This window comes from Thermococcus kodakarensis KOD1 (assembly GCF_000009965.1).
In the GTDB taxonomy this organism is placed as follows: Archaea; Methanobacteriota_B; Thermococci; order Thermococcales; family Thermococcaceae; genus Thermococcus; species Thermococcus kodakarensis.
Window position 1 is genome coordinate 1,869,006 of record NC_006624.1, and the last position, 20,998, is coordinate 1,890,003.

A 20,998-nucleotide genomic window follows, 5' to 3' on the forward strand; every position below is an offset into this window, starting at 1 on the left:
GAATGGCCAGAAAGACCGTTTTTATAGACTTTTCAAAGTGCATCGAGTGCCGCGCCTGTGAGGTAGCCTGCGAGCGCGAACACAACGGAAGATCATTCATAAACGTCTTTGAATGGCAGGAAATGGCCGCGATGGCCCTCAACTGCCGCCACTGTGAGAAGGCTCCCTGCCTCGAGGTCTGCCCGACAAACGCACTCTATCGCGATGGGGATGGAGCAGTTCTGCTCGCCCCCCAGAAGTGCATTGGCTGTCTGATGTGTGGAATCGTGTGCCCCTTTGGAATACCAGAGCTTGACTCCCTTGACAAGATAATGATGAAGTGCGACCTCTGCGCCCACAGGAGAGCCGAAGGAAAGCTCCCGGCGTGTGTGGAAACCTGCCCGACCGATGCCCTTCTCTTCGGCGACTTCAACGACATCCAAAGGATGAGGAGACAAAAGTTCACCGAAAAGGCGATAGAGATAGCCAAGAGCGGCGAGAGAATACAGTTCAGGGGTGTGTAGGTATTTGTAGTTTCCTAACTTTTTCCTTACTCGTGGAGACGCATACCAAACGGGGGGTAGGGCGACCAAAAGTGCTGAAGAGGGATGAAAATGCCTGAAACGTTGAAGTGTTCCTTAATACCATTGGAACATCTTCCTAATGGTTTGGGAGTCCCGCAAATAGACCCAGAGCTCTGCATCGGTTGCGGCGCCTGTGTTAATGTTTGCCCTGCGGGTGCTCTGCAGGCTATAGACGACTACATGGAAGGTATCAGGAAGATATCCCTCAACATCGGAAAGTGCACTCCATGCACTCGTTGTGAGGAGGTCTGCCCGACGGGGGCTATTAAGATAGCAACTTTTGAGGTTATCTCTCTGAGGAAAAGGGCTTACGTTGAGGTTGTGGAACTAAGGCTTCACCTATGTCCTGGTTGCGGGAACTATGCCGATTACACAGAGAGATCGCTGGAAAAGTCCCTCCAGATGCTTTCGGAAGGAATGTTTGATCGCGATGAGATAGTGGGAAGGGCCGTTCTCTGCAGGAGTTGCCGCAGAAAGCTCACGGTAAATGAAACGATGAGAGCAAGTAGGGAGGGATAAGATGAACCTTCGTTCCTTTCTGTGTTTTCTCCGTGATACCACTCGGAAGGGCCTATCACGTGGGCTTGGAACATCTTGAGGAAAGGTTATGAAGAATAGGAGGTGATCGAATGGTCGATCCGAAAGAACAAATCCTGTATGGTGTGGATACCACCTTTGAGGGGATAGCCAAGAAGGCCACCCCCAAGTTCAGAACAACCCCCGGAAGGTTACTCTTTGCCGGCTTTATGGCTGGAGCGTTCATCGCCTTCGGATTCCTCTTGGCGGTGGTGGCGGCTTCCGGCTACAGCCCCAAGCTCTTCCCTGACAAGGGAAACATATCCGCCTTCAAGCTCCTCCTCGGTGCCGTCTTCCCTGTCGGCCTCATTGGGGTTGTCATAGGCGGTGCTGACCTCTGGACCGGCAACGTTCAGTTCCTCAGCTCCGCGAAGGTTAAGGGCTACGCCGACTTCAAGTGCGTCCTCTACAACTGGTTCGGAAGCTACGGGGGCAACTTCATAGGCTCAATCTTCCTTGCCCTGCTGGCAACTACCCTAACCGGACTCTTCGGCCACGTTGGAGACCCTAACACCTTTGGAAAAGTCACGGTGAGCATAGCCACGGGCAAGGTTTCAAAGGACATGCTCGCGCTGTTTTTCCTCGGCATCGGCTGTAACTGGCTCGTCAACCTTGCAATATGGCAGTCTGCTAGGGTTCAGGACGGGGCAGGTAAGATACTCGCTATATGGTTCCCAATCTTTGCCTTCGTCGCCATAGGCTTTGAACACGCCATCGCCAACATGTGGGCGATCCCAACGGGGATACTCCTCAGCAACTACACCATAACCTGGACAAAGTTCTTCCACAACCTGATCCCGGTGACCTTCGGCAACGCCGTCGGCGGCTTCCTCTTCGTCGCGTTCTACTACTGGTACCTCAGCCACCCGGAGCTCACCGCCGAGAGGCTCATCAAGGAGATCGTTGACTTCCTGGTTGTCTTCATAGCATTCTGGATCGTCGCGACCCTCGTACCTGCTGGAATAGCAATGGCACTCGACAGCGCTCTCGGCAGTGGTGCAATGTACGCCGTTCCGCTTGCGCTTTCAATCTACTACATAGCGGGCACGTTCTTCCTGGCCAAGATTGCCAAGCCCGCCTGATGCATTTTCCTTTATTACCCCCTAATTCGCAGCATTGAAGTTCTTAATTTAACTTTTAGATTTGAACCATTGGTTCAAAACGAGCCGTTTAATACCTTCTCTTGCCAAACAAAAGCTTGGGAAAAGCGTTTTAAGCAGAATGAGAAATCGGAAGTGAGAGGTGCTGAAAATGTCTCATCTGGAGGTGGTAGTTTGCCGTTCATAGTGGCGTTCCTCTTCGCCTACATCGTGTGGCTGGTCTTAACAGCGGGAAGCAATGGACTGCTGTGGAGCACGGAAGAGCTAGTGGCTGGACTGATATTCGCGGCAATAATCGGCTATGCGACGAAGGACGTGGTAGGTGAGAACTCAACGCGCTTCCTGAACCCTGTGAAATGGCTCGGCTTCATAGCATATGCACCGGTTCTCTTCTGGGGCATGGTGAAGGCCAACTTCGACGTCGCTTACAGGGTCATAACAGGGAAGATAAGGCCGGGGATAGTCCGCGTCCCAGTTGACCTCAACAACGACGCCCAGTACACAATTCTCAGCAACTCGATCACACTCACCCCTGGAACCCTGACAGTTGAAGCCGATCCGGAAGAAAAGGCGCTCTACGTTCACTGGATCAACGTGCCGGAGGGCCTTGAGAGGCCCGAAAGCTCGGAGCCGGTTGCTGGGCCCTTCGAAAAATGGGCCAGGAGGCTGGGAAGATGATGGCATTCTTCTATGCGATGGTTCTCGTTGGGATAGCGGGTTTAATCTCGGTGCTGAGGCTCATACTCGGGCCAACGGTTCCCGACAGAGTAGTCGGCGTTGACACCCTCAACACGCTCGTCGTCGCGGGCATGGTTCTCCTCGGAGCGGCCTACGACAGGACGATCTACATCGACATCGCGATAGTGTACGCCCTTCTGAGCTACATAGGCACGCTCGTGATAGCGAAGTACCTCCAGGGGGGATTGGCATGAACTACGTTGAAGTGCTCATCTACGTCTTCCTCGGAATAAGCGTGACCTTCAACCTCCTCGGAAGCTTCGCGCTCCTCCGCTTCCCCGACGTCTATACAAGGCTCCACGGCGCCACCAAGTGCACGACCTTCGGGACTATCTTTGCCGTCTTCGCCGTCGTCACCCACGCCCTCTACCAGCTCCACAGGACAGGGGACTCCAAGTATCTCCAGATGGCCCTCCACAGCTTCATTGCCCTCATAGCGCTCCTACTCACGAACCCGACGGGAGCTCACGCGATAGCCAAAGCGGCACACCTCAGCGGAGTCAAGCCGGTTAGAGCGGTTGTTGATGCCTACGAGGAGAAGCTCGGGGGTGGTTCCGAATGAACGCCGTTGACCTTGATATGCTCATCCAGGCCATAATCCTCGTCGGAGTGCTGATCACGGCCTATCTTACGATACGCTACCGCGACCTTCTGTCGGCGGCTTTGGCCTCGGCAGCGATGAGCCTCTTGCTCAGCCTTGAGTTCTACACCCTGCACGCGCCGGACGTTGCCATAGCCGAGGCTGCCGTCGGAGCGGGCGTTGTTACGGCCGTTGTTGTTTACGGCATCGCGAAGACGGAAAGGTGGGAGCGTGAGGTGCCATGAAGAGAACCTTAGCTTATCTGTCGCTCCTGTTCATACTCGGTGCGCTCCTCTACATAGCGAACCCCAACTACGGCCTCAAGTTCGGGCCCGGCGGAGAAGACTGGCTGAAGTACCGCTACACCGACAACTACTACATCGAGCACGGCGTTGAGGAAGTCGGCGGAACGAACATCGTTACCGACATCGTGTTCGACTACCGTGGCTACGATACCCTTGGAGAGGCTACCGTTCTCTTCACCGCCATAGCCGGTGCAGTTGCCCTTCTAAGACCCTGGAGGAGGGATGAGGAATGAACGACTCCGACATGGGTGTTATCGTCAGGACTGCTGCGAGGGCTACGATACCGCTCATCGGAATATTCGGGGCCTACGTTGTCATGCACGGCCACCTCACACCGGGTGGCGGCTTTCAGGGAGGAGCCACCATAGCAGGAGCCGGAATCCTGTTCCTGATAGCATTTGGATTAGGCGAGATGAAAAAGCGCTACAACAAGCACCTTTACTCTGCCCTCGAAGGCCTCGGCGGCCTCGTCTTCCTCGGTGCGGCGATGCTGGGTATAGGAACGGCCTTCTTCTACAATACCCTCTGGCACAACGGCCCGTTCTTCAACGGAAAGCCTGGAACGCTGCTTTCCGCTGGATTCCTGCCGATAATGAACCTCGCAGTCGGACTGAAGGTCTTCACGGGACTTGTTAGTGCCCTAACTGCCATAGCCCTCTGGAGGAGGTGGAAGTCTTGATTCAGTTCCAGTTCATAGTTGCGTTCCTCATGATAGCCCTCGGAATCTATGCGTTCCTCGCGAAGAGGAACCTGCTCAAGCTCGTGTTGGCGCTCAACATAATAGACGCTGGAATTCACCTGCTCCTCATCAGCCTCGGCTACAGAATGGAGCTCAACGAAGTCCCGACCGCCCCAATTTACACCGGGTACGAGACGCTCAAAAGCCCGATGGTCGGCCCGCTGCCGCAGGCGCTCGTCCTCACGAGCATAGTCATCGGCGTCTGTGTGCTTTCCCTAGCCGTTGCCCTGACGATAAACGCCTACCGCCACTACGGAACCCTTGACGTGAGAGCCCTGAGGAGGTTGAGGGGATGAACGGCGAGACGATCTTACCCTACCTGATTATCGTCCCGCTCTTTGGAGCGTTCTCAATGCCGATAGTGAGCCTCGCAGGGAAAAAAGCCAGAGAAGCGTGGGCGGTCATTATCTCTGGAATAACTCTCCTGGTTGGCTCCGCGGTCTTTTATTCAGTCTATGAAAACGGCCCGATACTCTACACCCTCGGCGCTAAGAGCCCGTTCGGCCAGGGAGCCAGCTTCCCGGTCAGGATAGTCTGGGAGGTTGACCTGCTCTCAGCGTTGATGGTGCTCATGGTGACCCTCGTCGCGTTCCTTGCCGTTGTCTACTCGCTCGGCTACATGAAGCGCGACACGGGTCTGGACAAGTACTACACCCTAATCCTGATCCTCGAACTCGGAATGCTGGGCATAGCGATAACCGGCGACCTCTTCAACTTCTACGTCTTCCTGGAGATAATGAGCATAGCCAGCTACGCCCTCGTCGCCTTCAGGAACGACACCTGGGAGGGCATCGAGGCGGGCATAAAGTACATGTTCGTGGGTTCAATAGCGAGCTCGCTCGTCCTCCTCGGAATAGCGCTCCTCTACGGCCAGTACGGGACGCTGACGATGGGCTACCTCGCGATCAAGCTGTCTCAGAACCCGAGCGTTGTTGCCAAGGTGGCTTTAGCCTTCTTCATAGCGGGTCTGCTCTTCAAGAGTGGTGCTTCTCCTGTTCACATGTGGCTGGCTGATGCCCATCCAGCAGCCCCCAGCTCGATTTCAGCAATGCTCTCTGGCCTGGTCATCAAGATAGGCGGTGTCTACGCCCTGGCGAGGATACTCTTCAGCATCTACGGGGCGAGCGTCAGCATGAAGACCGTCGGCTGGGTGATCATAATCTTCGCCTGCATAACCCTCATAGTAGGCAACGCGATGGCGGTAATACAGACCGATATGAAGCGCCTTCTGGCCTACTCCTCCGTCGGGCAGATAGGTTACATCCTCCTCGGCCTCGGAATAGGTTTGGCAGCCTACGGAAGCAGAACTGGAGATATTGCCCTCGCTGGAGCGATATATCACACCTTCAACCACGCCCTCATGAAGGCGCTCCTCTCCCTCATAGCTGGAGCGGTTATACACGAGCTCGGAACGAGGAACCTCAACGAACTGAGCGGTTTGGCCAGGACAATGCCGAAAACAACGTTCGCCTTCCTCATCGGAGCGGCCGCGATAATCGGAATGCCGCCGCTGAACGGATTCGCGAGCAAGTGGCTCATCTACGAGAGTTCTGCGATCTTCAACCCGGTTCTCGGTGCAATAGCGATAATTGGAACTGCATTCTGTACGGCGGCCTACGTCAGGGTTCTCTACACCTTCTTCGGAAGGCCGAGCGAGAAGGTCATGAACGCCAGAGACCCGGAGGCGAGCATGCTCTGGCCGATGATAATCCTGGCTTTGGCAATAATCATCATGGGACTCTTCCCGTGGCAGATAAGCGACAAAGTCATGATTCCAGCGGCTAAGGCCCTCGAAAACCAGCTCGGATACATAGCAACACTGATGGGGGGTGCCTGAAATGTTCGGTTATTGGGATGCCATTTACTTCGTCTTCGTCTTTATCATCGGCCTCATCCTGGCTTATCTCCTCGACAAGTGGGCGAAGAGAAGCGGAATGGGAACGAGGGAAACCGGAGATGGGACGAAGATATTCATCAGCGGCGAAGATCCGGACAGGATAATTCCCGGCTTCGAGCACCTGGAGGGCCACTACACGGGAAGAAACGTCATGTGGGGCCTAACCTACGCCCTCAAGAACTTCTTCACTGTGCTCAGGAGAGACCACACAGGCCTGCTCACTGACTACGCGAGCTACCTGGTGATAACGACGGCCTTCGTGCTGGGGGTGCTGCTGATATGGGGATGAAGGGTTTTCCGCGAGAGCTCTGCGGAGGTGGTAGCTGATGGCGATAACAGTTCCCGCCAACCAAAACGGGCAGAAATCAAATCCATCGGAGCGCGAGAGGCTCGAAAAGAGAATAGCCCAGCTCTGCAGGTTCCTTGGAAAGTCGCCCTGGGTATTCCACGTAAACAGCGGCTCGTGCAACGGCTGCGACATCGAGATAATAGCCGCTCTAACACCGCGCTACGACGCTGAGCGCTTTGGAGTCAAGCTCGTCGGCAGCCCAAGGCACGCAGATATACTGGTCGTTACGGGCCCCGTGACCAACCAGAGCCTTGAGAGGGTTAAACTCGTCTACGAGCAGACACCAGACCCAAAGATAGTCATAGCCGTTGGAGCATGCCCAACCGGTGGAAGCGTCTTCTACGAGAGCCCGTTCACAAACGCCCCGCTGGACAGGGTTATCCCCGTGGACGTTTATGTTCCCGGCTGCCCGCCGAGGCCTGAGGCCATTCTACACGGCGTCGTTCTTGCCCTGGAGAAGCTCGCCAGGATGATTAAGGGGGAGGTTCCAGAGGAGGTGGGAGAATGAGTGAAGCTAATCCCATTACCGAGGTTAACGAAGTCAAAGAACCGACAAAGGCGGAGGATGTTGCAAGGAAAATAGCCGAGCGCTTCCCGAGCGCGAGCGTTGAGGTGAAGACCAACAAGTGGGGCAGACAGAGGGTCTGGGTGAGGGTTCCGAGGGAGGACTACAAGGCTTTGATGAGTTTCATCAAGGGGCTCGACCCAGAGGCCCACTACTCGATAGGAATAGAGCAGGACTGGGGAGAAGAGCTGGGCTTTCTCAGCCACATCCTTATCCACTACAGGGACGCTCCTGCGGTTTCACTCATCGTGGACGTCCACGCACCAAAGGACGACCCGGTGCTCCCAGATATCAGCGACGTCTTCCCGATAGCGCTCCAGTTCGAGAGGGAAGGCATGGAGATGGTCGGACTTGACTTCGAGGGTGCCCCCGACAAGAGGAGGCTATTCCTTCCAGATGACTTCCCAGAGGGCATCTACCCGCTCCGCCTCGACGATAAGGGCATTTCAGAGGAGATGGTACACAATGCGGGTCACCCATACTACATCAAAGGGGGTGCGAAGAAATGACCGAAAAAGTCGAGTACTGGGTCAAAATACCCTTCGGTCCAATCCATCCAGGCCTTGAAGAGCCCGAGAAGTTCATACTCACCCTAGACGGCGAGAGGATAGTTGACGTTGACGTCAAGCTCGGTTACAACCTTCGCGGAATCCAATGGATAGCCCTCAGGAGAAACTACATCCAAATAATGTACCTCGCCGAGAGGATGTGCGGAATCTGCTCCTTCTCTCACAACCACACCTACACGAGGGCCGTTGAGGAGGCTGGAGGCATAGAGGTGCCCGAGAGGGCCGAGTACATCCGCGTAATCATCGGCGAGCTTGAGAGGATTCACTCCCACCTCCTCAACCTCGGCGTTCTTGCCCACGACATAGGCTACGACACCCTGCTTCACCTCACCTGGCTGGCAAGGGAGAAGGTTATGGACACCCTTGAGGCCGTCTCAGGAAACCGCGTTAACTACTCGATGGTGACGATAGGCGGCGTCAGGAGGGACATCGACGAGAAGAAGAGAAGGATCATCGAGGAGATGATAAAGTACTACAGGGAAGTCTTCCCGCAGATAGAGGAGGCTTTCCTCCACGATCCAACGATAGAGGCCCGTTTCAGGGACACAGCAGTGATAAGCAAGCGCGTTGCCCTGGAGCAGGGAGCCGTTGGCCCAACGGGAAGGGGGAGCGGAATCAGGGACGACGCCCGCTGGAGCGAGGGGCTTGGGGTTTATCCGGACCTCGGCATAAAGCCGGTCATGCCGCAGGATGTAACGGGAGAGAGGCCGAGGGGGGACGTCTTCGACAGGATGGCTGTCAGGATAGGGGAGCTCTGGCAGAGCCTTGAGCTCATAGAGCACGCCCTCGATGCGATGCCCGACGGGCCGATAAAGACCTTCCCGAAGGACAACGTCCTCTACGCCAAGCTGAGGCTGATGGTTGACGGTGAGGGAATAGGCAGGTACGAGGCGCCGAGAGGAGAGTTGGTGCACTACGTCCGCGGAAAGAAGGGAAGCGATAAGCCGCTCCGCTGGAAGCCGAGAGAGCCGACGTTCCCGAACCTCTTCGCGGTTGCCAGGGGAGTCATCGGCGACCAGGTGGCGGACTTTGTGGTTGCGGTTGCTTCAATAGACCCGTGCCTGAGCTGTACCGACAGGGTTGCCGTTGTGCAGGACGGGAAGAAGAAAATCCTGACCGAGAAGGACCTCCTGAGGGAGTCGATAAAGAGGACGCGCGAGATCAACCCGGATATCAAGGGAGACCCGAGCCCGCTTGGTGTTGGCTGTGTGAGGTGATAGCATGGACGTGGTAAGCAACGTGGTTTACCCAATCGCGGGCCTGCTCGGCCTCTACACTTTCGTTTCACTTGCATCACTCGTCTGGGAGGGAATAGACAGGAAGTTAGTGGCCAGAATGCAGAGGAGAATTGGCCCGCCGATACTCCAGCCGATCTACGACTTCCTCAAGTTGGCCAGCAAGGAGACGATAATACCGAACACCGCGAACTACATGTTCAGGGCCGCTCCTGTTCTGGCCTTGGCCACCGCTATAGCTCTCCTCGCCTACACGCCGATGGGCTTCACGCCGATTCTGGCGAGCAAGGGAGACGTCATCGTCTTCATCTACCTCTTAACCCTCATCAGCTTCTTCAAGATGCTCGGCGCAATAAGCTCGGGGAACCCGTACGCCAAGATAGGTGCAGCGAGGGAAGCGACGATAATGGTCTCAAGGGAACCAGCCATGATGCTGGCGATATTCACAATAATGTGGCGCATTGGAAAGCTCGGCGTTGAGGAGCCCTTCAGCATGGGGACATTCTATCAGCACAACATATGGGAGATAGGGACTCCGATGAGCTTCGTAGGGGCCCTTATACTCCTCTACGTCTTTGCCGTCTGGCTGGCGAGCGAGATAGAGGTCGGGTTCTTCAACATACCCGATGCCGAGGAAGAGATAGCGGAGGGACTTCTCGTCGAGTACAGCGGAAGGTATCTGGCACTCCTCAAGCTGACGCACTCGATAAAGGCCTTCATCTCAGCGTCGCTCGTTGTCGCGATATTCTTCCCGTGGGGAATCTCGGGCTACTTCGGGCTGAGTGGCCTCTCAGCGAACGTCGTTGACCTGCTCTTCCACACGCTTAAGGTATTCGTGGTTCTCTTCGTCGTCCAGAGCGTCTTCAGAGCTGTGACGGGGAGGCTGAAGATAACGCAGGCCGTTGACTTCCTCTGGAAGAACGTCTTCCTGGCCTCGCTGATCGGCTCGCTCCTCATAGCGATGGAGGTGATAATGTGAAGGCCCCAATTCTCGTCCCAGTGGTGCTCAGAAACCTCTTCAAGAAGCCGGCGACAAACCGCTTCCCGCAGACGGAGCCGGTTCCGATTCCCGAGGACTTCAGGGGAATGATAGCCTACAACGTGGACAAGTGCGTCGGCTGCAGGATGTGCGTCAACGTCTGTCCAGCTGGGGTCTTCGTTTACCTGCCGGAGATAAGGAAGGTGGCCCTCTGGACAGCTCGCTGTGTCTACTGCGGCCAGTGCGTTGACGTCTGTCCTACAGGGGCGCTCCAGCTCAGCAAGGACTTCCTGCTGGCCAGCTACGACAACCACGACGACAGGTTTATCCCTCTGAAGCCTGAAAAAGTCGAGGAGATAAAGAGGAAGCTGGAAGAGCAGAAGAAGGCCAAAGAGGCCGCGAAGAAGGAGAAGGAAGGGAAGGCATGATTACGCCGTCACCTTTACTTTTATTCCATACTGTTCAACGCTGAAGCCCATGAGCTCAGCCTCGCCCTTGAGCCTCTGGTAATGGGCCCACTCTACGTTGGCAAGGTATTGGTAGACCTTTCTGGCCTCCTCGTTCTCCGTTATTGAGGCGAGATGTCTGTACAGCTCCATCGCAACGAGCTCGGTCTCCATCGCTATTGCGAGAACTTTGGGTATGTTCTCCGGGTCTTCAAAGGCCTTTGAGAGAACCTCCGCTTCAATGTACGGCAGGTCAACTTTTTTCGGTTCTTCACCGTAGGTTTTAACGTATATCCTCTTCAGAGTGTCCCCGTGCTCCTCAGATTCCTTGGCCAGCTTCCTGAAGGCAGAGAGGAGACCGGGCGGAAGCCTAAGCTCCTCAGCTTTTTTCGCGAGCCCCCAGTAAATCCTGGCCTCCTCATATTCGCCCCAGATCCAGTAGGAGAGGATTTCGCGCTCGGAGAGCCCAAGCAACATATCTTTGAACCTTTCCAGAGTCTCTTCAAGGTCTTCCATTGACGATACCCCCTGCCAGCTTTTTCAGGGACTCATAGTGTCCCCTCTCAACGTCCGCCAGCGTGAGATAAACCCTTTTGAGCTCCTCCTTTTTGCACTCCTCCGCGAGCTTTCTGTATATCGTCTCGGCCAGCTTCTCGCTCTCCATCGCTATCTCCAAAACGTCCTTCAAATCCTCGACCTTCCAGAACTTGCCGAGGACGTTGAGGGATTCAACGTTCGGAACGTTCACCTCGACCAGCTCGTCCCCGTAGTTCTGGCGGTAGATTTTGTAGAGCTCGTCGCCGTGCCCCTTTGACTCGTCACCGAGCCTCTTGAAAGTGTTGACAACTTCCTCTGGCAGTCCAAGCTCCTTAGCACGCTCGGCGAGCTTCCAGTACGTTTCAGCCTCTTCGTATTCACCTTTAATCCAGTAGCTTAACAGCTCCCTCTCGTCCAGCTTCCTTATCTCGTTAAGGATCTCCACGACCATTTCAATCACCCAGCTTTTCGTATTCCGCCTTCAGGGCCTCGTAATGGGTCCTCTCAACCTCAGCGAGTTTGAGGTAGAGTTCCTTCAGCCGTTCATCTTCCACCTTCTCGGCGAGAAGCTTGTAAACCTTATGGGCGGTCAGCTCGCTCTCCATCGCAGCCTCAAGGACTTCTTTTATCTGGTCTGCCCTCTCGAACTTGTTGAGAACTGATAGAACTTCTACCGGCGGTATGTCAGTCTTCGGCTCCCTTGAAAAGCTCTCCTTGAAGATTTTCGTCAGCTCCTCGGCGTGCCTCTGGGAGTCTTTTGAGAGCTTTTCAAAGACCTTGACAATACTCTCCCCAAGACCGAGCGCCCTTGCTCTCTCGGCGAGCTCCTTGTAGAGCTTTGCCTCTTCCCTCTCCCCACTTATCCAGTAGGCTAAGGCCTCTTCGTAGCTCAGCTTTGAGAGCATCTCAATGACCTCATCAACGTCCATCATTTTGACCACAGTGGGAAAACGGTGCCCACCCTAATAAGCCTATTCCTCTACCTCGAAGCGGAGAAGCTCCCCACGCCTGAGAACTCCCACTCCAGCTTTCTTCCCGAGGACTTCAACGATGACGGTGTAGTCTGGATCACTCAGATTCACCGGCAGGTTATAGCGCTCGACTATGAGCGAGCCGAGCTTTCTCTCAAGCTCCCGCTGGGAGAGTTTTTTGTTTCCCCTGACTTTTGCCCTCACCGCAAAGCTACCCTGGATTCTCTCAGCGAGGTTTAGTACTGCATCAGCTATCTCGTCAAAGGAGGCCCTCACAAGGACTTCCAGCGGCACAACCCTTTGGATTGCCTGCGTTTCAAAATCTTTGAGCCTTCGAAGCGCTTCTTCCTTTGATAGGGGAGTTTCAGCGAGCAGGACACCCCTCCAATCGGTTCCATGAACCTTAACCTTTTCAAGCGCCCACTCCAGCTCGAGTATTGCATCGCCTTCCCTTCCCTGCGGGCATGTTACCAGGAGAATCATATCAGCTCACCGATGGACAGGTTTTTATATTCCGAAGGACATTCTAAATCGGTGAGGTGAAATGGAAAGGGATGGCCTTAAGTTTTACCCTTCTCATTCATATGACGTTTATGGTCTCTCTCACAACCCGTTTGAGCAGCTCGCAAGCGAAGGAATAGCCGACGTTGAGAGCATTCACGTCTACCAGGAAGTTGATATGCGCCTCCAGATGATAATCTCGGAGGTTCTCGGTCACAAAAGTTCTATTGCTCTCAGTATAGTCGGCCCACTCGGAATGGGAAAGACCCAGAGGCTCAAGAACATAGCCAAGGCCATCGAGGACAACGGTGGAAAGGCCATTTACGTCAAGGTTGACACCAACGACATCTTGAAGCTCACGCGCGACATCTTCTATGCCCTTAAGCCGCCGAGGAGCAGGACGAACATCTTCCTTGAGAACCTCTCAAGGAAGTTAGGCTTCATAGACAGACTTGAAAAGATGCTGAGCGACCCGAACGAGTACAAGAGCAGGGACATTGCGGAGCTTCTGGTTGAGCAACTCAAAAAGTACCCATACTCCGCTCTCCTTTTGGATGAGCTTGAGAACATGCAGGGAGCGGGAGAGAGGGAGAAGATACAGTTCTTTGAGATGCTGAGGCACGTGATAAGCACGATGCCGCCGGGGTGTATAGTGGCCTTCGCCTGCATCCCGGAGGCGTACGAGGAGTACACGAAGATCTTCCCAGCGTTCTTCATGAGGCTCCACTATGAGTTCAAGCTGAGGCCGATGAGCGTCGAGGAGACATTTGAACTTGTCAAGAAAAGGCTCAACAAGGCGAGAGTGAAGGATACGGACGACCCGATCTATCCGTTCACGGAGGAGGCGATTAAGCTCATCCACGATTTGGCGAGGGGCAACCCTAGGCAGATTTTAAGGCTCCTCCACTACGTCCTGAGCGAAGCGGCGAAGCACAAGTTCGACCCCATAGACGACTACGTGGTGACGACCATCCTCGAAGAGCCGAAGAGCCTTGAGGAGTACCTGATGAGGATTCCAAAGGACTACAAGGACCTCGTTGAGGCGGTGGTTTTTGAGTTCAAAGGAGGCCCTGTGAGTTATATTCAAGTGGCCAAAGCGGTCAAGAAGCCGGGCATGCAGGTTTATGAGAGCCTCAACGAGCTCGTGAGGCTTGGCTTTCTCGTTGGAGACCCGAACGGCAGCTACAAGGTTCCTGACTATGTCAGAAAGTTTTTAGAAGAGGGACAGGCCGAAAAGCTGAGGGGTGAGTGAATGCCGAACTACGATGTCCACGTCCTCAGCGGGATAGTTACCTATCCGGTGGCCGTCCTCGTAGGTTTCCTTCTCAAAATCTATCTTGGGGTTCCGCTGGAGCTTACTGCAACTTCCATGATGCTCGGCTATGCCTTTTACGTCCTTGGGAGCGATCTCCCAGACCTAGACCACCCCGATGCCCTTATACACAGGGGATCAAAGCCGATAGTCAGTGTTGCAGTGGGAAGCGCTGTTTACTTATGGGCAACTGGATGGGTGAACATCAGCCCAGAATGGGCCTCAGTTGTCGCGGCCTGGGTGATCGGAGCCGTTGGTGCTTTGGTTGGATGGTACGCCTTCACCTGGCTGATGCCGCACCACAGGGGGATCGTCCACTCTCTCCTCTTCGCGGCCGTTTACGGTCTGTTGGCCTTCCTGCTCGTTGAATACGGGCTTAGAATGAGCACTGGGGAAGCTATCTATGTGGGACTGTCCGCGTTCCTGGGCTACACCCTGCACTTACTCCTCGACGGTTCCCTGAAACTCGTCTGAATTTTCGTTTTTCAGTTCACACTTTTGTGGAACAAGGCTTTTAAATTGTCCACTCTAGTGGATGGCGGAGGTGAGTAAAAATGTTCAGCCTTGGAGGATTCTCGCGCGGTGGGGAGTACGAGAAGAAGACCTGGGACGTTCTCATCATAGGAGCAGGGCCAGCTGGGTTCACAGCGGCCATTTACGCCGCCCGCTACGGCCTTGAGACACTGATCATAAGCAAAGACCTCGGCGGAAACATGGCCTTGACCGACCTCATAGAGAACTACCCCGGCTTCCCAGAGGGGATCAGCGGTTCAGAGCTGACCAACAGAATGCACGAGCAGGTGAAGAAGCTCGGCGTTGACGTTATCTTCGATGAGGTGGTGAGGATCGATCCAGCGGAATGCGCCTACTACGAGGGGCCGTGCAAGTTCACCGTGAAGACCGCCAACGGGAAGGAATACAAAGCCAGGACGATTATCATTGCCGTCGGTGCCGCACCGAGGAAGCTGAGGGTTCCTGGTGAGGAAGAGCTTACAGGAAAGGGCGTTTCTTACTGTGCAACCTGCGACGGCCCGCTCTTCAAGGGCAAGAAGGTCATAGTAGTCGGCGGTGGAAACACAGCCCTCCAGGAGGCCCTCTACCTCAAGAGCATCGGCGTTGACGTTACCCTCGTCCACAGGAGGCAGCAGTTTAGAGCCGACAAGATACTCCAGGACAGGTTCAAGGAGAGCGGTATCCCTGCGATACTCGACACTGTTGTTACAGAGATCATCGGAAAGGACAAGGTCGAGGCGGTTAGGCTGAAGAACGTTAAGACAGGAGAAGAAACCGTGATGGAGGTCGACGGCGTATTCATCTTCATCGGCTACGAGCCGAAGACCGACTTCGTGAAGCACCTCGGCATAACCGACGAGTACGGCTACATCCCGGTCGACATGTACATGCGCACCAAGGTTCCGGGAATCTTCGCCGCTGGAGACATAACAAACGTCTTCAAGCAGATAGCGGTGGCGGTCGGCCAGGGCGCAATAGCAGCTAACTCTGCAAAGGAATTCCTCGAAGAGTGGAAGAATAAGAACAGCGAGTGATCTTACTGTTTCTTTTTCTTACTTCTCAAATGTTTGCTTCGTTTAGCTCTGGATATTTCTCGAAAAATCTTCGGTCAAAAATGTTCATTGATGAACACAGGCTTATATAGGGGAAGGACAACGTTCCTCCGGTGATGCGCATGGTGGTTAGACCGAACGTTAAAGAACTCCCCGGGCCCAAGGCTAAGGAGGTTATTGAGAGGAACTTCAAGTACCTTGCCATGACGACCCAGGATCCGGAGAACCTCCCAATAGTCATCGAGCGCGGTGAGGGTATAAGGGTCTATGACGTTGACGGAAACGTCTTCTACGACTTTGCGAGTGGTGTCGGTGTTATAAACGTCGGCCACTCCCACCCGAGGGTCGTCGAGGCCATAAAGAAGCAGGCCGAGAAGTTCACCCACTACTCGCTGACAGACTTCTTCTACGAGAACGCGATAATCCTCGCCGAGAAGCTCATCGAGCTGGCCCCCGGTGACATCGAGAGGAAGGTCGTCTACGGCAACAGCGGTGCCGAGGCCAACGAAGCTGCCATGAAGCTCGTCAAGTACGGAACCGGAAGGAAGCAGTTCCTAGCGTTCTACCACGCCTTCCACGGAAGGACACAGGCGGTTCTCAGCCTTACCGCCAGCAAGTGGGTCCAGCAGGACGGCTTCTTCCCGACGATGCCGGGCGTTACCCACATCCCCTACCCGAACCCCTACAGGAACACCTGGGGCATTGACGGTTACGAAGAACCCGACGAGCTGACCAACAGGGTTCTCGACTTCATCGAGGAGTACGTCTTCAGGCACGTTCCTCCGCACGAGATTGGAGCTATCTTCTTCGAGCCGATACAGGGTGAGGGCGGCTACGTTGTCCCGCCGAAGGGCTTCTTCAAGGCCCTCAAGAAGTTTGCCGACGAGTACGGAATACTCCTCGCCGATGATGAAGTTCAGATGGGCATAGGAAGGACCGGAAAGTTCTGGGCCATTGAGCACTTCGGCGTTGAACCTGACCTCATCCAGTTCGGAAAGGCCATCGGCGGCGGTCTCCCGCTGGCTGGTGTCATCCACAGGGCGGACATAACCTTTGACAAGCCCGGCAGGCACGCGACGACCTTCGGAGGAAACCCGGTTGCCATTGCCGCTGGAATAGAGGTCGTCGAGATCGTCAAGGAGCTCCTCCCGCACGTCCAGGAGGTCGGAGACTACCTCCACAAGTACCTCGAGGAGTTCAAGGAGAAGTACGAGGTCATCGGCGATGCCAGGGGTCTCGGTCTTGCTCAGGCAGTCGAGATCGTCAAGAGCAAGGAGACCAAGGAGAAGTACCCCGAGCTGAGGGACAGGATCGTCAAGGAGTCGGCCAAGCGCGGTCTCGTCCTCCTCGGATGCGGCGACAACAGCATCCGCTTCATACCGCCGCTCATCGTCACCAAGGAAGAGATCGACGTTGCCATGGAGATATTCGAAGAGGCCCTCAAAGCGGCTCTGAAGTGAAAGCTTTTAACTTCCCCCTATTTTTTTATTCTGGTGATGCAAGATGACGGATATAATAAGCGAGCTTGCCCACTACACACCCTACGTTTTCCTCGTAGCCATAGTGGTGTTTCTGGCTTACATCTGGGTTAACAGGGAGAAGTTCAAGAGCGTCAACACAATAGCCATAGCAGGCATTGCTGCCGCGCTCGTTGCCGTGGCTACAAACGTCATCAAAGTCCCAACGCCGGCAACTGGAGGCTACATAAACCTCGGCGACACCATGGTCATGTTCACGGCGATGCTCTTTGGTCCTGTTATTGGAGCGTTTGCAGGTGGTGTCGGTTCGGCACTCGGCGACGTCATGGGTGGCTATCCTGGATGGGCTCCTATAACCTTGGTCGTCAAGGGCATTGAGGGACTTGTGGTGGGATATGTGGCGAAGAGAATGCAGGGGAACTCAGGGCTCATCGTTGGTGGAACAATAGGCGGGCTCCTGATGGTCACAGGTTACTTCCTCTTTGAGGCCTACGCCTTCGGAGTTCCGGCCGCGCTTGAAGAAGTACCGGGGAATCTCCTTCAGGCGGTTACGGGAATTATCGTAGGAACACTGCTCACGAACGCAATAAAAAAGAGATATCCAGAAGTGGAGGCACTAATTTAGACGTCGAGGTTTTTAATCTCGTTCCACACTTCCTTTTCTTCGATTATGGGTTCAACGGAAACTCTTCTTGATGCCTTCTTTATCTGGCCCAGATAGTTGGAGTCTGCTATGACTGCATCATAGCCAAGCTCCTCAATTCTGTATATTTTGAGGTTTATCTGCTTCAGTGCATCTTTTGAGTACTCTATGAACTGCGGGCCCGCCAGCATTATGTTGGGATTCATTCCTTCGGATCTCAGTTCTCCTATTATCCTCTCTATCACTTCGAGTATCTCACTCATCGGGGGCACCCTCTACTATTTTTACTCCACTGGAGGTACCAATCCTATTGGCTCCAGCCTCTATCATCTCAAGAGCCTGCTCATACGTCCTTATTCCTCCGGCTGCCTTAACGCCCATCTCGGGCCCAACGACTTTCCTCATCAGCCTGACGTCTTCAACAGTCGCTCCCCCTGTTCCGAAGCCGGTCGAGGTCTTAACGAAGTCGGCGCCGGCCTCCTTCGCCAGCTCGCAGGCCTTAACTTTCTCTTCCTCGGTAAGATAGCAGGTCTCGATGATTACCTTTACCTTGGCCCCTCTCTCGTGGGCGACTTTGACAACTTCCGCTATGTCGTTCTTTACGTACTCGTAGTCCTTATCCTTGAGGGCGCCGATGTTTATCACCATGTCGAGCTCATCTGCGCCGTCTTCAAGGGCCCTCTTTGCCTCGAAGACCTTGACCTCCGTTGGGGTTGCTCCCAACGGAAAGCCTATGACGCTCGCAACCTTAACGTCGGCGTTCTTCTCTCTCAGGTAATCTTTGGCGAGTTTGACTCTGTAAGGATTGACACAGACCGCGTAGAAACCGTACTCAATGGCTTCATCGCAGAGCTTTATTATGTCCTCCTTGGTGGCATAGGGCTTCAGGTTCGTTTGGTCAATATACCGTGCAATCTCCCTCTTGTTCATCTTACATCCCTGCTTAAAGTTAGATTCATTACAGTATTTAGGATTTTTCCCGCTAAAAATGAGTACTCCATCATCAAAAATGCGTAGTTCCGGAAGATTATAACAAATTCCTCTTAAGCACCCTTAGAAATCTGTTTGAGACATCTTCGTCGCCCAAATTGGGCTCGATCTCCCCCTTAACGATCATTTCCAGTACTTCAACTGCGTTGTCCCAGTTCTCTTCCAACGTTTTTCCTTTGGGTATGGGGTTCCTGAGGACGTACCAGCGGGAAGTTTTTTCGTCGTACACGATTATTCGTGGAATGTAATCCAGGTCGAGGAAAGTATTGTCGAGCGTGAGCTCTATTCTGAAACCTTGAATTTCTAGGTAGCCATCCTCTCGAAGTTGCTTTTTCCAGTTCATCTTGTTTACCCCTGATAATCAGGTGAAATTAGCATTTTAAAAATTCGTCCCCTGGATTTTGACCATCAGAATTATAAGAGGGAACGAAAAATATCACCCGAGGTGATTAGCATGGAGAACCCGTTTGAGATAACCAACGTTATAGCGAGGGAAATCCTCGACAGCAGGGGAAACCCAACGGTTGAGGTCGAGGTCTACACCCCGATAAGCATGGGCAGGGCCGCCGTTCCGAGCGGAGCAAGCACCGGAACCCACGAGGCTCTTGAGCTCCGCGACGGTGGAAGCAGGTACCACGGGAAGGGCGTCAGAAGGGCCGTTGAGAACGTGAACAAGATAATCGCCCCCGAGATCATCGGAATGGACGTCACCTGGCAGAGGGACATTGATACCCTCATGCTCGAGCTCGACGGTACCGAGAACAAGAGCAACCTCGGTGCTAACGCAATACTCGGCGTTTCTCTAGCCGTTGCCAAGGCGGCCGCCAACGCCCTTGGACTGCCGCTCTACCAGTACATAGGCGGAACCAACGCCTACGTCATGCCGGTTCCGATGAGCAACGTCATCAACGGCGGCGTTCACGCGGGCAACGAGCTCGACTTCCAGGAGTTCATGATCATGCCCGTTGGAGCTGACAGCTTCCGCGAGGCTATAAGGTGGGTATCCGAAACCTATCATGTCCTCAAGAAGGTCATCATGGAGAAGTACGGAAGGAACGCCGTGAACGTCGGCGACGAGGGTGGCTTCGCCCCGCCGATGAAGGAAGTAACTGAACCGCTCGATGTTCTCATCAAGGCCATCGAGGAGGCCGGCTACAAGCCGGGCGACGAGATAGCCTTCGCCCTCGACGCCGCTTCCAGCGAATTCTTCGACGGCGAGAAGGGCAAGTACGTGGTTGCTGGCAAGGAGTACGACAAGGGCGAGCTCCTTGAGCTCTACCGCGAGCTCGTCACGACCTACCCGATAGTCTCCATCGAAGACCCGTTCCACGAGGAGGACTGGGAAGGCTTCGTCATGATAACCAAGGAGCTCGGTAGCAAGGTACAGATCGTCGGCGACGACCTCTTCGTCACCAACCCGAAGAGGATAAGGAAGGGTATTGAGATGGGGGCTGCGAACGCGCTCCTCCTCAAGGTCAACCAGATTGGAACCCTCAGCGAGGCCATAGATGCCGCCTACACATCCTTCAGAGCAGGCTACGGAGTTGTAGTCTCCCACAGGAGCGGAGAGACGGAGGATGCGACAATAGCAGATCTCGCCGTTGCCCTCAACGCGGGCCAGATAAAGACGGGTGCCCCGGCCAGAAGCGACAGGAACGCCAAGTACAACCAGCTCATAAGGATAGAGGAGGAGCTTGAGGGAATAGCGGTCTATCCTGGAAAGAAGTTCAGGAACCCGTTCCTGTGACTTCTTCTCCTTCTTCCAGCATTTTTCTCAGCTGTTCCCTCTTTGTTTCGAGAATTTGTATTATGCCGTCGAGGATTTTAAGGTACTCCTTAATCGCTTCCCTTTCGAACTCCTGCCTGCTGTAGCCCTTCTCCTGGAGCTTCTTCCTCATTCTTTCATGGTACTCGATGGCCACGTAGAGGGATTTAAGGGCCAGCTCATTGGCCTCCTGGAGCCACCTCCAGCCGTTCTCGGTGAGTCGGTACTTTACGCGCCTCCTCCTTCCCTGGTACTCTTCCTTGGGCTCTATAAGGCCCTCCTCGACCATTTTGTTGAGCATGGTGTAGAGGTTCCCGTGACTCGGCTTCCATATCCCCCAGGCTATCTTCTCTATCTCCTTGAGGATTTCATAGCCGTGCGTCTCTCCTCTAAGCCCGATTATCAGCAGTATCATGTTCTTTATTGGAACCGTGAACATGTCCCTCACTATTTTCTCCTCGGGCAACATACGCTCACCGCCCTCGAAAGGCTTATAAATCAGGGTCCGCCACATATGTTTGGATTAAACATATTTGAATCAGACAGATTTACTATTGACATATAACTGTCAACCTCTTAAAAAGGTTGGGGTGGT

31 protein-coding genes are annotated in these 20,998 nt (G+C 54.3%); 23 read left to right on the forward strand and 8 right to left on the reverse strand.

Going from position 1 to position 20,998, the window contains the following annotated elements; all coding sequences use genetic code 11:
* The first annotated feature begins 2 nt into the window (after positions 1 to 2).
* The 17 genes from TK_RS10410 to TK_RS10490 all read left to right on the forward strand — a co-directional run bounded on the left by TK_RS10410 (position 3) and on the right by TK_RS10490 (position 10,623).
* A complete protein-coding gene (locus tag TK_RS10410) occupies positions 3 to 503 on the forward strand; it encodes a 4Fe-4S dicluster domain-containing protein (protein ID WP_011251027.1) in 501 nt (166 codons plus the stop codon).
* Positions 504 to 587: 84 nt separating this feature from the next.
* Positions 588 to 1,082, forward strand: coding sequence for a 4Fe-4S dicluster domain-containing protein (locus TK_RS10415; protein ID WP_232500578.1), 495 nt, complete (start codon positions 588 to 590; stop codon positions 1,080 to 1,082).
* Between the two features lie 110 nt (positions 1,083 to 1,192).
* Complete coding sequence (locus TK_RS10420; protein WP_011251029.1) at positions 1,193 to 2,221, forward strand: formate/nitrite transporter family protein; 1,029 nt, start codon at positions 1,193 to 1,195, stop codon at positions 2,219 to 2,221.
* 192 nt (positions 2,222 to 2,413) lie between these two features.
* Positions 2,414 to 2,917, forward strand: a complete 504-nt coding sequence (locus TK_RS10425; protein ID WP_011251030.1) for a monovalent cation/H+ antiporter subunit E — start codon at positions 2,414 to 2,416, stop codon at positions 2,915 to 2,917.
* Positions 2,917 to 3,171, forward strand: coding sequence for a cation:proton antiporter (locus TK_RS10430; protein ID WP_011251031.1), 255 nt, complete (start codon positions 2,917 to 2,919; stop codon positions 3,169 to 3,171). Before TK_RS10425 ends, TK_RS10430 begins: the two co-directional genes overlap by 1 nt.
* Positions 3,168 to 3,539, forward strand: a complete 372-nt coding sequence (gene mnhG, locus TK_RS10435; RefSeq protein ID WP_011251032.1) for a monovalent cation/H(+) antiporter subunit G — start codon at positions 3,168 to 3,170, stop codon at positions 3,537 to 3,539. Before TK_RS10430 ends, mnhG begins: the two co-directional genes overlap by 4 nt.
* Positions 3,536 to 3,802, forward strand: coding sequence for a hydrogenase subunit MbhD domain-containing protein (locus TK_RS10440; RefSeq protein WP_011251033.1), 267 nt, complete (start codon positions 3,536 to 3,538; stop codon positions 3,800 to 3,802). The genes mnhG and TK_RS10440 overlap by 4 nt, the downstream gene beginning before the upstream one ends.
* Positions 3,799 to 4,095, forward strand: a complete 297-nt coding sequence (gene mbhE / locus TK_RS10445) for a hydrogen gas-evolving membrane-bound hydrogenase subunit E (protein ID WP_011251034.1) — start codon at positions 3,799 to 3,801, stop codon at positions 4,093 to 4,095. The genes TK_RS10440 and mbhE overlap by 4 nt, the downstream gene beginning before the upstream one ends.
* The gene (locus TK_RS10450; protein WP_011251035.1) at positions 4,092 to 4,541 is read left to right on the forward strand and encodes a Na(+)/H(+) antiporter subunit B; all 450 of its coding nucleotides are present in this window, start codon (positions 4,092 to 4,094) and stop codon (positions 4,539 to 4,541) included. Before mbhE ends, TK_RS10450 begins: the two co-directional genes overlap by 4 nt.
* Entirely contained in the window at positions 4,538 to 4,897 is a 360-nt protein-coding gene (locus TK_RS10455) for an NADH-quinone oxidoreductase subunit K (protein WP_011251036.1), read from the forward strand. The genes TK_RS10450 and TK_RS10455 overlap by 4 nt, the downstream gene beginning before the upstream one ends.
* Positions 4,894 to 6,438 carry a proton-conducting transporter membrane subunit gene (locus TK_RS10460; protein WP_011251037.1) on the forward strand — a complete coding sequence of 515 codons (1,545 nt, stop codon included), beginning with the start codon at positions 4,894 to 4,896 and terminating at the stop codon, positions 6,436 to 6,438. The genes TK_RS10455 and TK_RS10460 overlap by 4 nt, the downstream gene beginning before the upstream one ends.
* A 1-nt stretch (position 6,439) precedes the next feature.
* A complete protein-coding gene (locus TK_RS10465; RefSeq protein ID WP_048053770.1) occupies positions 6,440 to 6,787 on the forward strand; it encodes a hypothetical protein in 348 nt (115 codons plus the stop codon).
* Positions 6,788 to 6,824: 37 nt separating this feature from the next.
* Positions 6,825 to 7,355, forward strand: a complete 531-nt coding sequence (locus tag TK_RS10470; protein WP_011251039.1) for an NADH-quinone oxidoreductase subunit B family protein — start codon at positions 6,825 to 6,827, stop codon at positions 7,353 to 7,355.
* The gene (locus TK_RS10475) at positions 7,352 to 7,921 is read left to right on the forward strand and encodes an NADH-quinone oxidoreductase subunit C (protein ID WP_011251040.1); all 570 of its coding nucleotides are present in this window, start codon (positions 7,352 to 7,354) and stop codon (positions 7,919 to 7,921) included. Before TK_RS10470 ends, TK_RS10475 begins: the two co-directional genes overlap by 4 nt.
* Positions 7,918 to 9,198 (forward strand): nickel-dependent hydrogenase large subunit, encoded by a 1,281-nt coding sequence (locus tag TK_RS10480; RefSeq protein WP_011251041.1) that lies wholly within the window; start codon positions 7,918 to 7,920, stop codon positions 9,196 to 9,198. Before TK_RS10475 ends, TK_RS10480 begins: the two co-directional genes overlap by 4 nt.
* Positions 9,199 to 9,202: 4 nt before the next feature.
* A complete protein-coding gene (locus TK_RS10485; protein WP_048053771.1) occupies positions 9,203 to 10,195 on the forward strand; it encodes a respiratory chain complex I subunit 1 family protein in 993 nt (330 codons plus the stop codon).
* The gene (locus TK_RS10490) at positions 10,192 to 10,623 is read left to right on the forward strand and encodes a 4Fe-4S binding protein (protein WP_011251043.1); all 432 of its coding nucleotides are present in this window, start codon (positions 10,192 to 10,194) and stop codon (positions 10,621 to 10,623) included. Before TK_RS10485 ends, TK_RS10490 begins: the two co-directional genes overlap by 4 nt.
* On the opposite strand, the gene TK_RS10495 is transcribed toward TK_RS10490, so the two are convergent.
* Genes TK_RS10495 through TK_RS10510 form a run of 4 tightly spaced genes read right to left on the reverse strand, consistent with a single transcriptional unit; the run spans position 10,624 to position 12,632 of the window.
* Positions 10,624 to 11,157, reverse strand: coding sequence for a ferritin-like domain-containing protein (locus TK_RS10495; protein WP_011251044.1), 534 nt, complete (start codon positions 11,155 to 11,157; stop codon positions 10,624 to 10,626).
* Entirely contained in the window at positions 11,144 to 11,629 is a 486-nt protein-coding gene (locus tag TK_RS10500) for a ferritin-like domain-containing protein (RefSeq protein ID WP_011251045.1), read from the reverse strand. The genes TK_RS10495 and TK_RS10500 overlap by 14 nt, the downstream gene beginning before the upstream one ends.
* A gap of 1 nt (position 11,630) precedes the next feature.
* Positions 11,631 to 12,110 carry a ferritin-like domain-containing protein gene (locus TK_RS10505; protein WP_048053772.1) on the reverse strand — a complete coding sequence of 160 codons (480 nt, stop codon included), beginning with the start codon at positions 12,108 to 12,110 and terminating at the stop codon, positions 11,631 to 11,633.
* A 39-nt stretch (positions 12,111 to 12,149) separates the two neighbouring features.
* Positions 12,150 to 12,632: a THUMP domain-containing protein gene (locus TK_RS10510; RefSeq protein ID WP_011251047.1), complete on the reverse strand. Its 483-nt coding sequence runs from the start codon at positions 12,630 to 12,632 to the stop codon at positions 12,150 to 12,152.
* Between the two features lie 61 nt (positions 12,633 to 12,693).
* On the opposite strand from TK_RS10510, the gene TK_RS10515 reads away from it, so the two are divergent.
* The 5 genes from TK_RS10515 to TK_RS10535 all read left to right on the forward strand — a co-directional run bounded on the left by TK_RS10515 (position 12,694) and on the right by TK_RS10535 (position 17,630).
* The gene (locus TK_RS10515; RefSeq protein WP_011251048.1) at positions 12,694 to 13,902 is read left to right on the forward strand and encodes an ATPase; all 1,209 of its coding nucleotides are present in this window, start codon (positions 12,694 to 12,696) and stop codon (positions 13,900 to 13,902) included.
* The gene (locus tag TK_RS10520) at positions 13,903 to 14,436 is read left to right on the forward strand and encodes a metal-dependent hydrolase (RefSeq protein ID WP_011251049.1); all 534 of its coding nucleotides are present in this window, start codon (positions 13,903 to 13,905) and stop codon (positions 14,434 to 14,436) included.
* 80 nt (positions 14,437 to 14,516) lie between these two features.
* Complete coding sequence (gene trxB, locus TK_RS10525) at positions 14,517 to 15,509, forward strand: thioredoxin-disulfide reductase (RefSeq protein ID WP_011251050.1); 993 nt, start codon at positions 14,517 to 14,519, stop codon at positions 15,507 to 15,509.
* 140 nt (positions 15,510 to 15,649) lie between these two features.
* Positions 15,650 to 16,987 (forward strand): ornithine aminotransferase, encoded by a 1,338-nt coding sequence (locus TK_RS10530; protein WP_011251051.1) that lies wholly within the window; start codon positions 15,650 to 15,652, stop codon positions 16,985 to 16,987.
* A 43-nt stretch (positions 16,988 to 17,030) separates the two neighbouring features.
* On the forward strand, positions 17,031 to 17,630 hold the full coding sequence (locus TK_RS10535; RefSeq protein WP_011251052.1) for an ECF transporter S component: 600 nt from the start codon (positions 17,031 to 17,033) through the stop codon (positions 17,628 to 17,630).
* Here TK_RS10535 and TK_RS10540 read toward each other — a convergent pair.
* From TK_RS10540 to TK_RS10550, 3 genes are all read right to left on the reverse strand, one after another.
* Positions 17,627 to 17,911 (reverse strand): family 4B encapsulin nanocompartment shell protein, encoded by a 285-nt coding sequence (locus TK_RS10540; protein WP_143598724.1) that lies wholly within the window; start codon positions 17,909 to 17,911, stop codon positions 17,627 to 17,629. The two genes, TK_RS10535 and TK_RS10540, sit on opposite strands and share 4 nt — an antisense overlap.
* A complete protein-coding gene (gene deoC / locus TK_RS10545; protein WP_011251054.1) occupies positions 17,904 to 18,578 on the reverse strand; it encodes a deoxyribose-phosphate aldolase in 675 nt (224 codons plus the stop codon). Before deoC ends, TK_RS10540 begins: the two co-directional genes overlap by 8 nt.
* A 97-nt stretch (positions 18,579 to 18,675) precedes the next feature.
* Positions 18,676 to 18,981 (reverse strand): hypothetical protein, encoded by a 306-nt coding sequence (locus TK_RS10550; protein ID WP_011251055.1) that lies wholly within the window; start codon positions 18,979 to 18,981, stop codon positions 18,676 to 18,678.
* A 111-nt stretch (positions 18,982 to 19,092) separates the two neighbouring features.
* Here TK_RS10550 and eno point away from each other — a divergent pair, with 111 nt between their 5' ends.
* Positions 19,093 to 20,385: a phosphopyruvate hydratase gene (eno, locus tag TK_RS10555; protein WP_011251056.1), complete on the forward strand. Its 1,293-nt coding sequence runs from the start codon at positions 19,093 to 19,095 to the stop codon at positions 20,383 to 20,385.
* Here eno and TK_RS10560 read toward each other — a convergent pair.
* The gene (locus TK_RS10560) at positions 20,366 to 20,872 is read right to left on the reverse strand and encodes a PadR family transcriptional regulator (protein ID WP_011251057.1); all 507 of its coding nucleotides are present in this window, start codon (positions 20,870 to 20,872) and stop codon (positions 20,366 to 20,368) included. The two genes, eno and TK_RS10560, sit on opposite strands and share 20 nt — an antisense overlap.
* Positions 20,873 to 20,998 lie beyond the last annotated feature (126 nt).

Coding starts and splice junctions, on each gene's coding strand:
- TK_RS10505 (WP_048053772.1), bottom strand. CDS start 12,110: ATGATGGACGTTGATGAGGTCATTGAGATGCTCTCAAAGCTGAGCTAC.
- TK_RS10465 (WP_048053770.1), top strand. CDS start 6,440: ATGTTCGGTTATTGGGATGCCATTTACTTCGTCTTCGTCTTTATCATC.
- TK_RS10415 (WP_232500578.1), top strand. CDS start 588: ATGAAAATGCCTGAAACGTTGAAGTGTTCCTTAATACCATTGGAACAT.
- TK_RS10410 (WP_011251027.1), top strand. CDS start 3: ATGGCCAGAAAGACCGTTTTTATAGACTTTTCAAAGTGCATCGAGTGC.
- TK_RS10530 (WP_011251051.1), top strand. CDS start 15,650: ATGGTGGTTAGACCGAACGTTAAAGAACTCCCCGGGCCCAAGGCTAAG.
- TK_RS10485 (WP_048053771.1), top strand. CDS start 9,203: ATGGACGTGGTAAGCAACGTGGTTTACCCAATCGCGGGCCTGCTCGGC.
- TK_RS10440 (WP_011251033.1), top strand. CDS start 3,536: ATGAACGCCGTTGACCTTGATATGCTCATCCAGGCCATAATCCTCGTC.
- TK_RS10450 (WP_011251035.1), top strand. CDS start 4,092: ATGAACGACTCCGACATGGGTGTTATCGTCAGGACTGCTGCGAGGGCT.
- TK_RS10420 (WP_011251029.1), top strand. CDS start 1,193: ATGGTCGATCCGAAAGAACAAATCCTGTATGGTGTGGATACCACCTTT.
- TK_RS10515 (WP_011251048.1), top strand. CDS start 12,694: ATGGAAAGGGATGGCCTTAAGTTTTACCCTTCTCATTCATATGACGTT.
- eno (WP_011251056.1), top strand. CDS start 19,093: ATGGAGAACCCGTTTGAGATAACCAACGTTATAGCGAGGGAAATCCTC.
- TK_RS10500 (WP_011251045.1), bottom strand. CDS start 11,629: ATGGTCGTGGAGATCCTTAACGAGATAAGGAAGCTGGACGAGAGGGAG.
- TK_RS10520 (WP_011251049.1), top strand. CDS start 13,903: ATGCCGAACTACGATGTCCACGTCCTCAGCGGGATAGTTACCTATCCG.
- TK_RS10460 (WP_011251037.1), top strand. CDS start 4,894: ATGAACGGCGAGACGATCTTACCCTACCTGATTATCGTCCCGCTCTTT.
- TK_RS10495 (WP_011251044.1), bottom strand. CDS start 11,157: ATGGAAGACCTTGAAGAGACTCTGGAAAGGTTCAAAGATATGTTGCTT.
- TK_RS10510 (WP_011251047.1), bottom strand. CDS start 12,632: ATGATTCTCCTGGTAACATGCCCGCAGGGAAGGGAAGGCGATGCAATA.
- TK_RS10535 (WP_011251052.1), top strand. CDS start 17,031: ATGACGGATATAATAAGCGAGCTTGCCCACTACACACCCTACGTTTTC.
- TK_RS10540 (WP_143598724.1), bottom strand. CDS start 17,911: ATGAGTGAGATACTCGAAGTGATAGAGAGGATAATAGGAGAACTGAGA.
- deoC (WP_011251054.1), bottom strand. CDS start 18,578: ATGAACAAGAGGGAGATTGCACGGTATATTGACCAAACGAACCTGAAG.
- TK_RS10550 (WP_011251055.1), bottom strand. CDS start 18,981: ATGAACTGGAAAAAGCAACTTCGAGAGGATGGCTACCTAGAAATTCAA.
- TK_RS10470 (WP_011251039.1), top strand. CDS start 6,825: ATGGCGATAACAGTTCCCGCCAACCAAAACGGGCAGAAATCAAATCCA.
- TK_RS10430 (WP_011251031.1), top strand. CDS start 2,917: ATGGCATTCTTCTATGCGATGGTTCTCGTTGGGATAGCGGGTTTAATC.
- mbhE (WP_011251034.1), top strand. CDS start 3,799: ATGAAGAGAACCTTAGCTTATCTGTCGCTCCTGTTCATACTCGGTGCG.
- TK_RS10475 (WP_011251040.1), top strand. CDS start 7,352: ATGAGTGAAGCTAATCCCATTACCGAGGTTAACGAAGTCAAAGAACCG.
- mnhG (WP_011251032.1), top strand. CDS start 3,168: ATGAACTACGTTGAAGTGCTCATCTACGTCTTCCTCGGAATAAGCGTG.
- TK_RS10560 (WP_011251057.1), bottom strand. CDS start 20,872: ATGTTGCCCGAGGAGAAAATAGTGAGGGACATGTTCACGGTTCCAATA.
- TK_RS10480 (WP_011251041.1), top strand. CDS start 7,918: ATGACCGAAAAAGTCGAGTACTGGGTCAAAATACCCTTCGGTCCAATC.
- trxB (WP_011251050.1), top strand. CDS start 14,517: ATGTTCAGCCTTGGAGGATTCTCGCGCGGTGGGGAGTACGAGAAGAAG.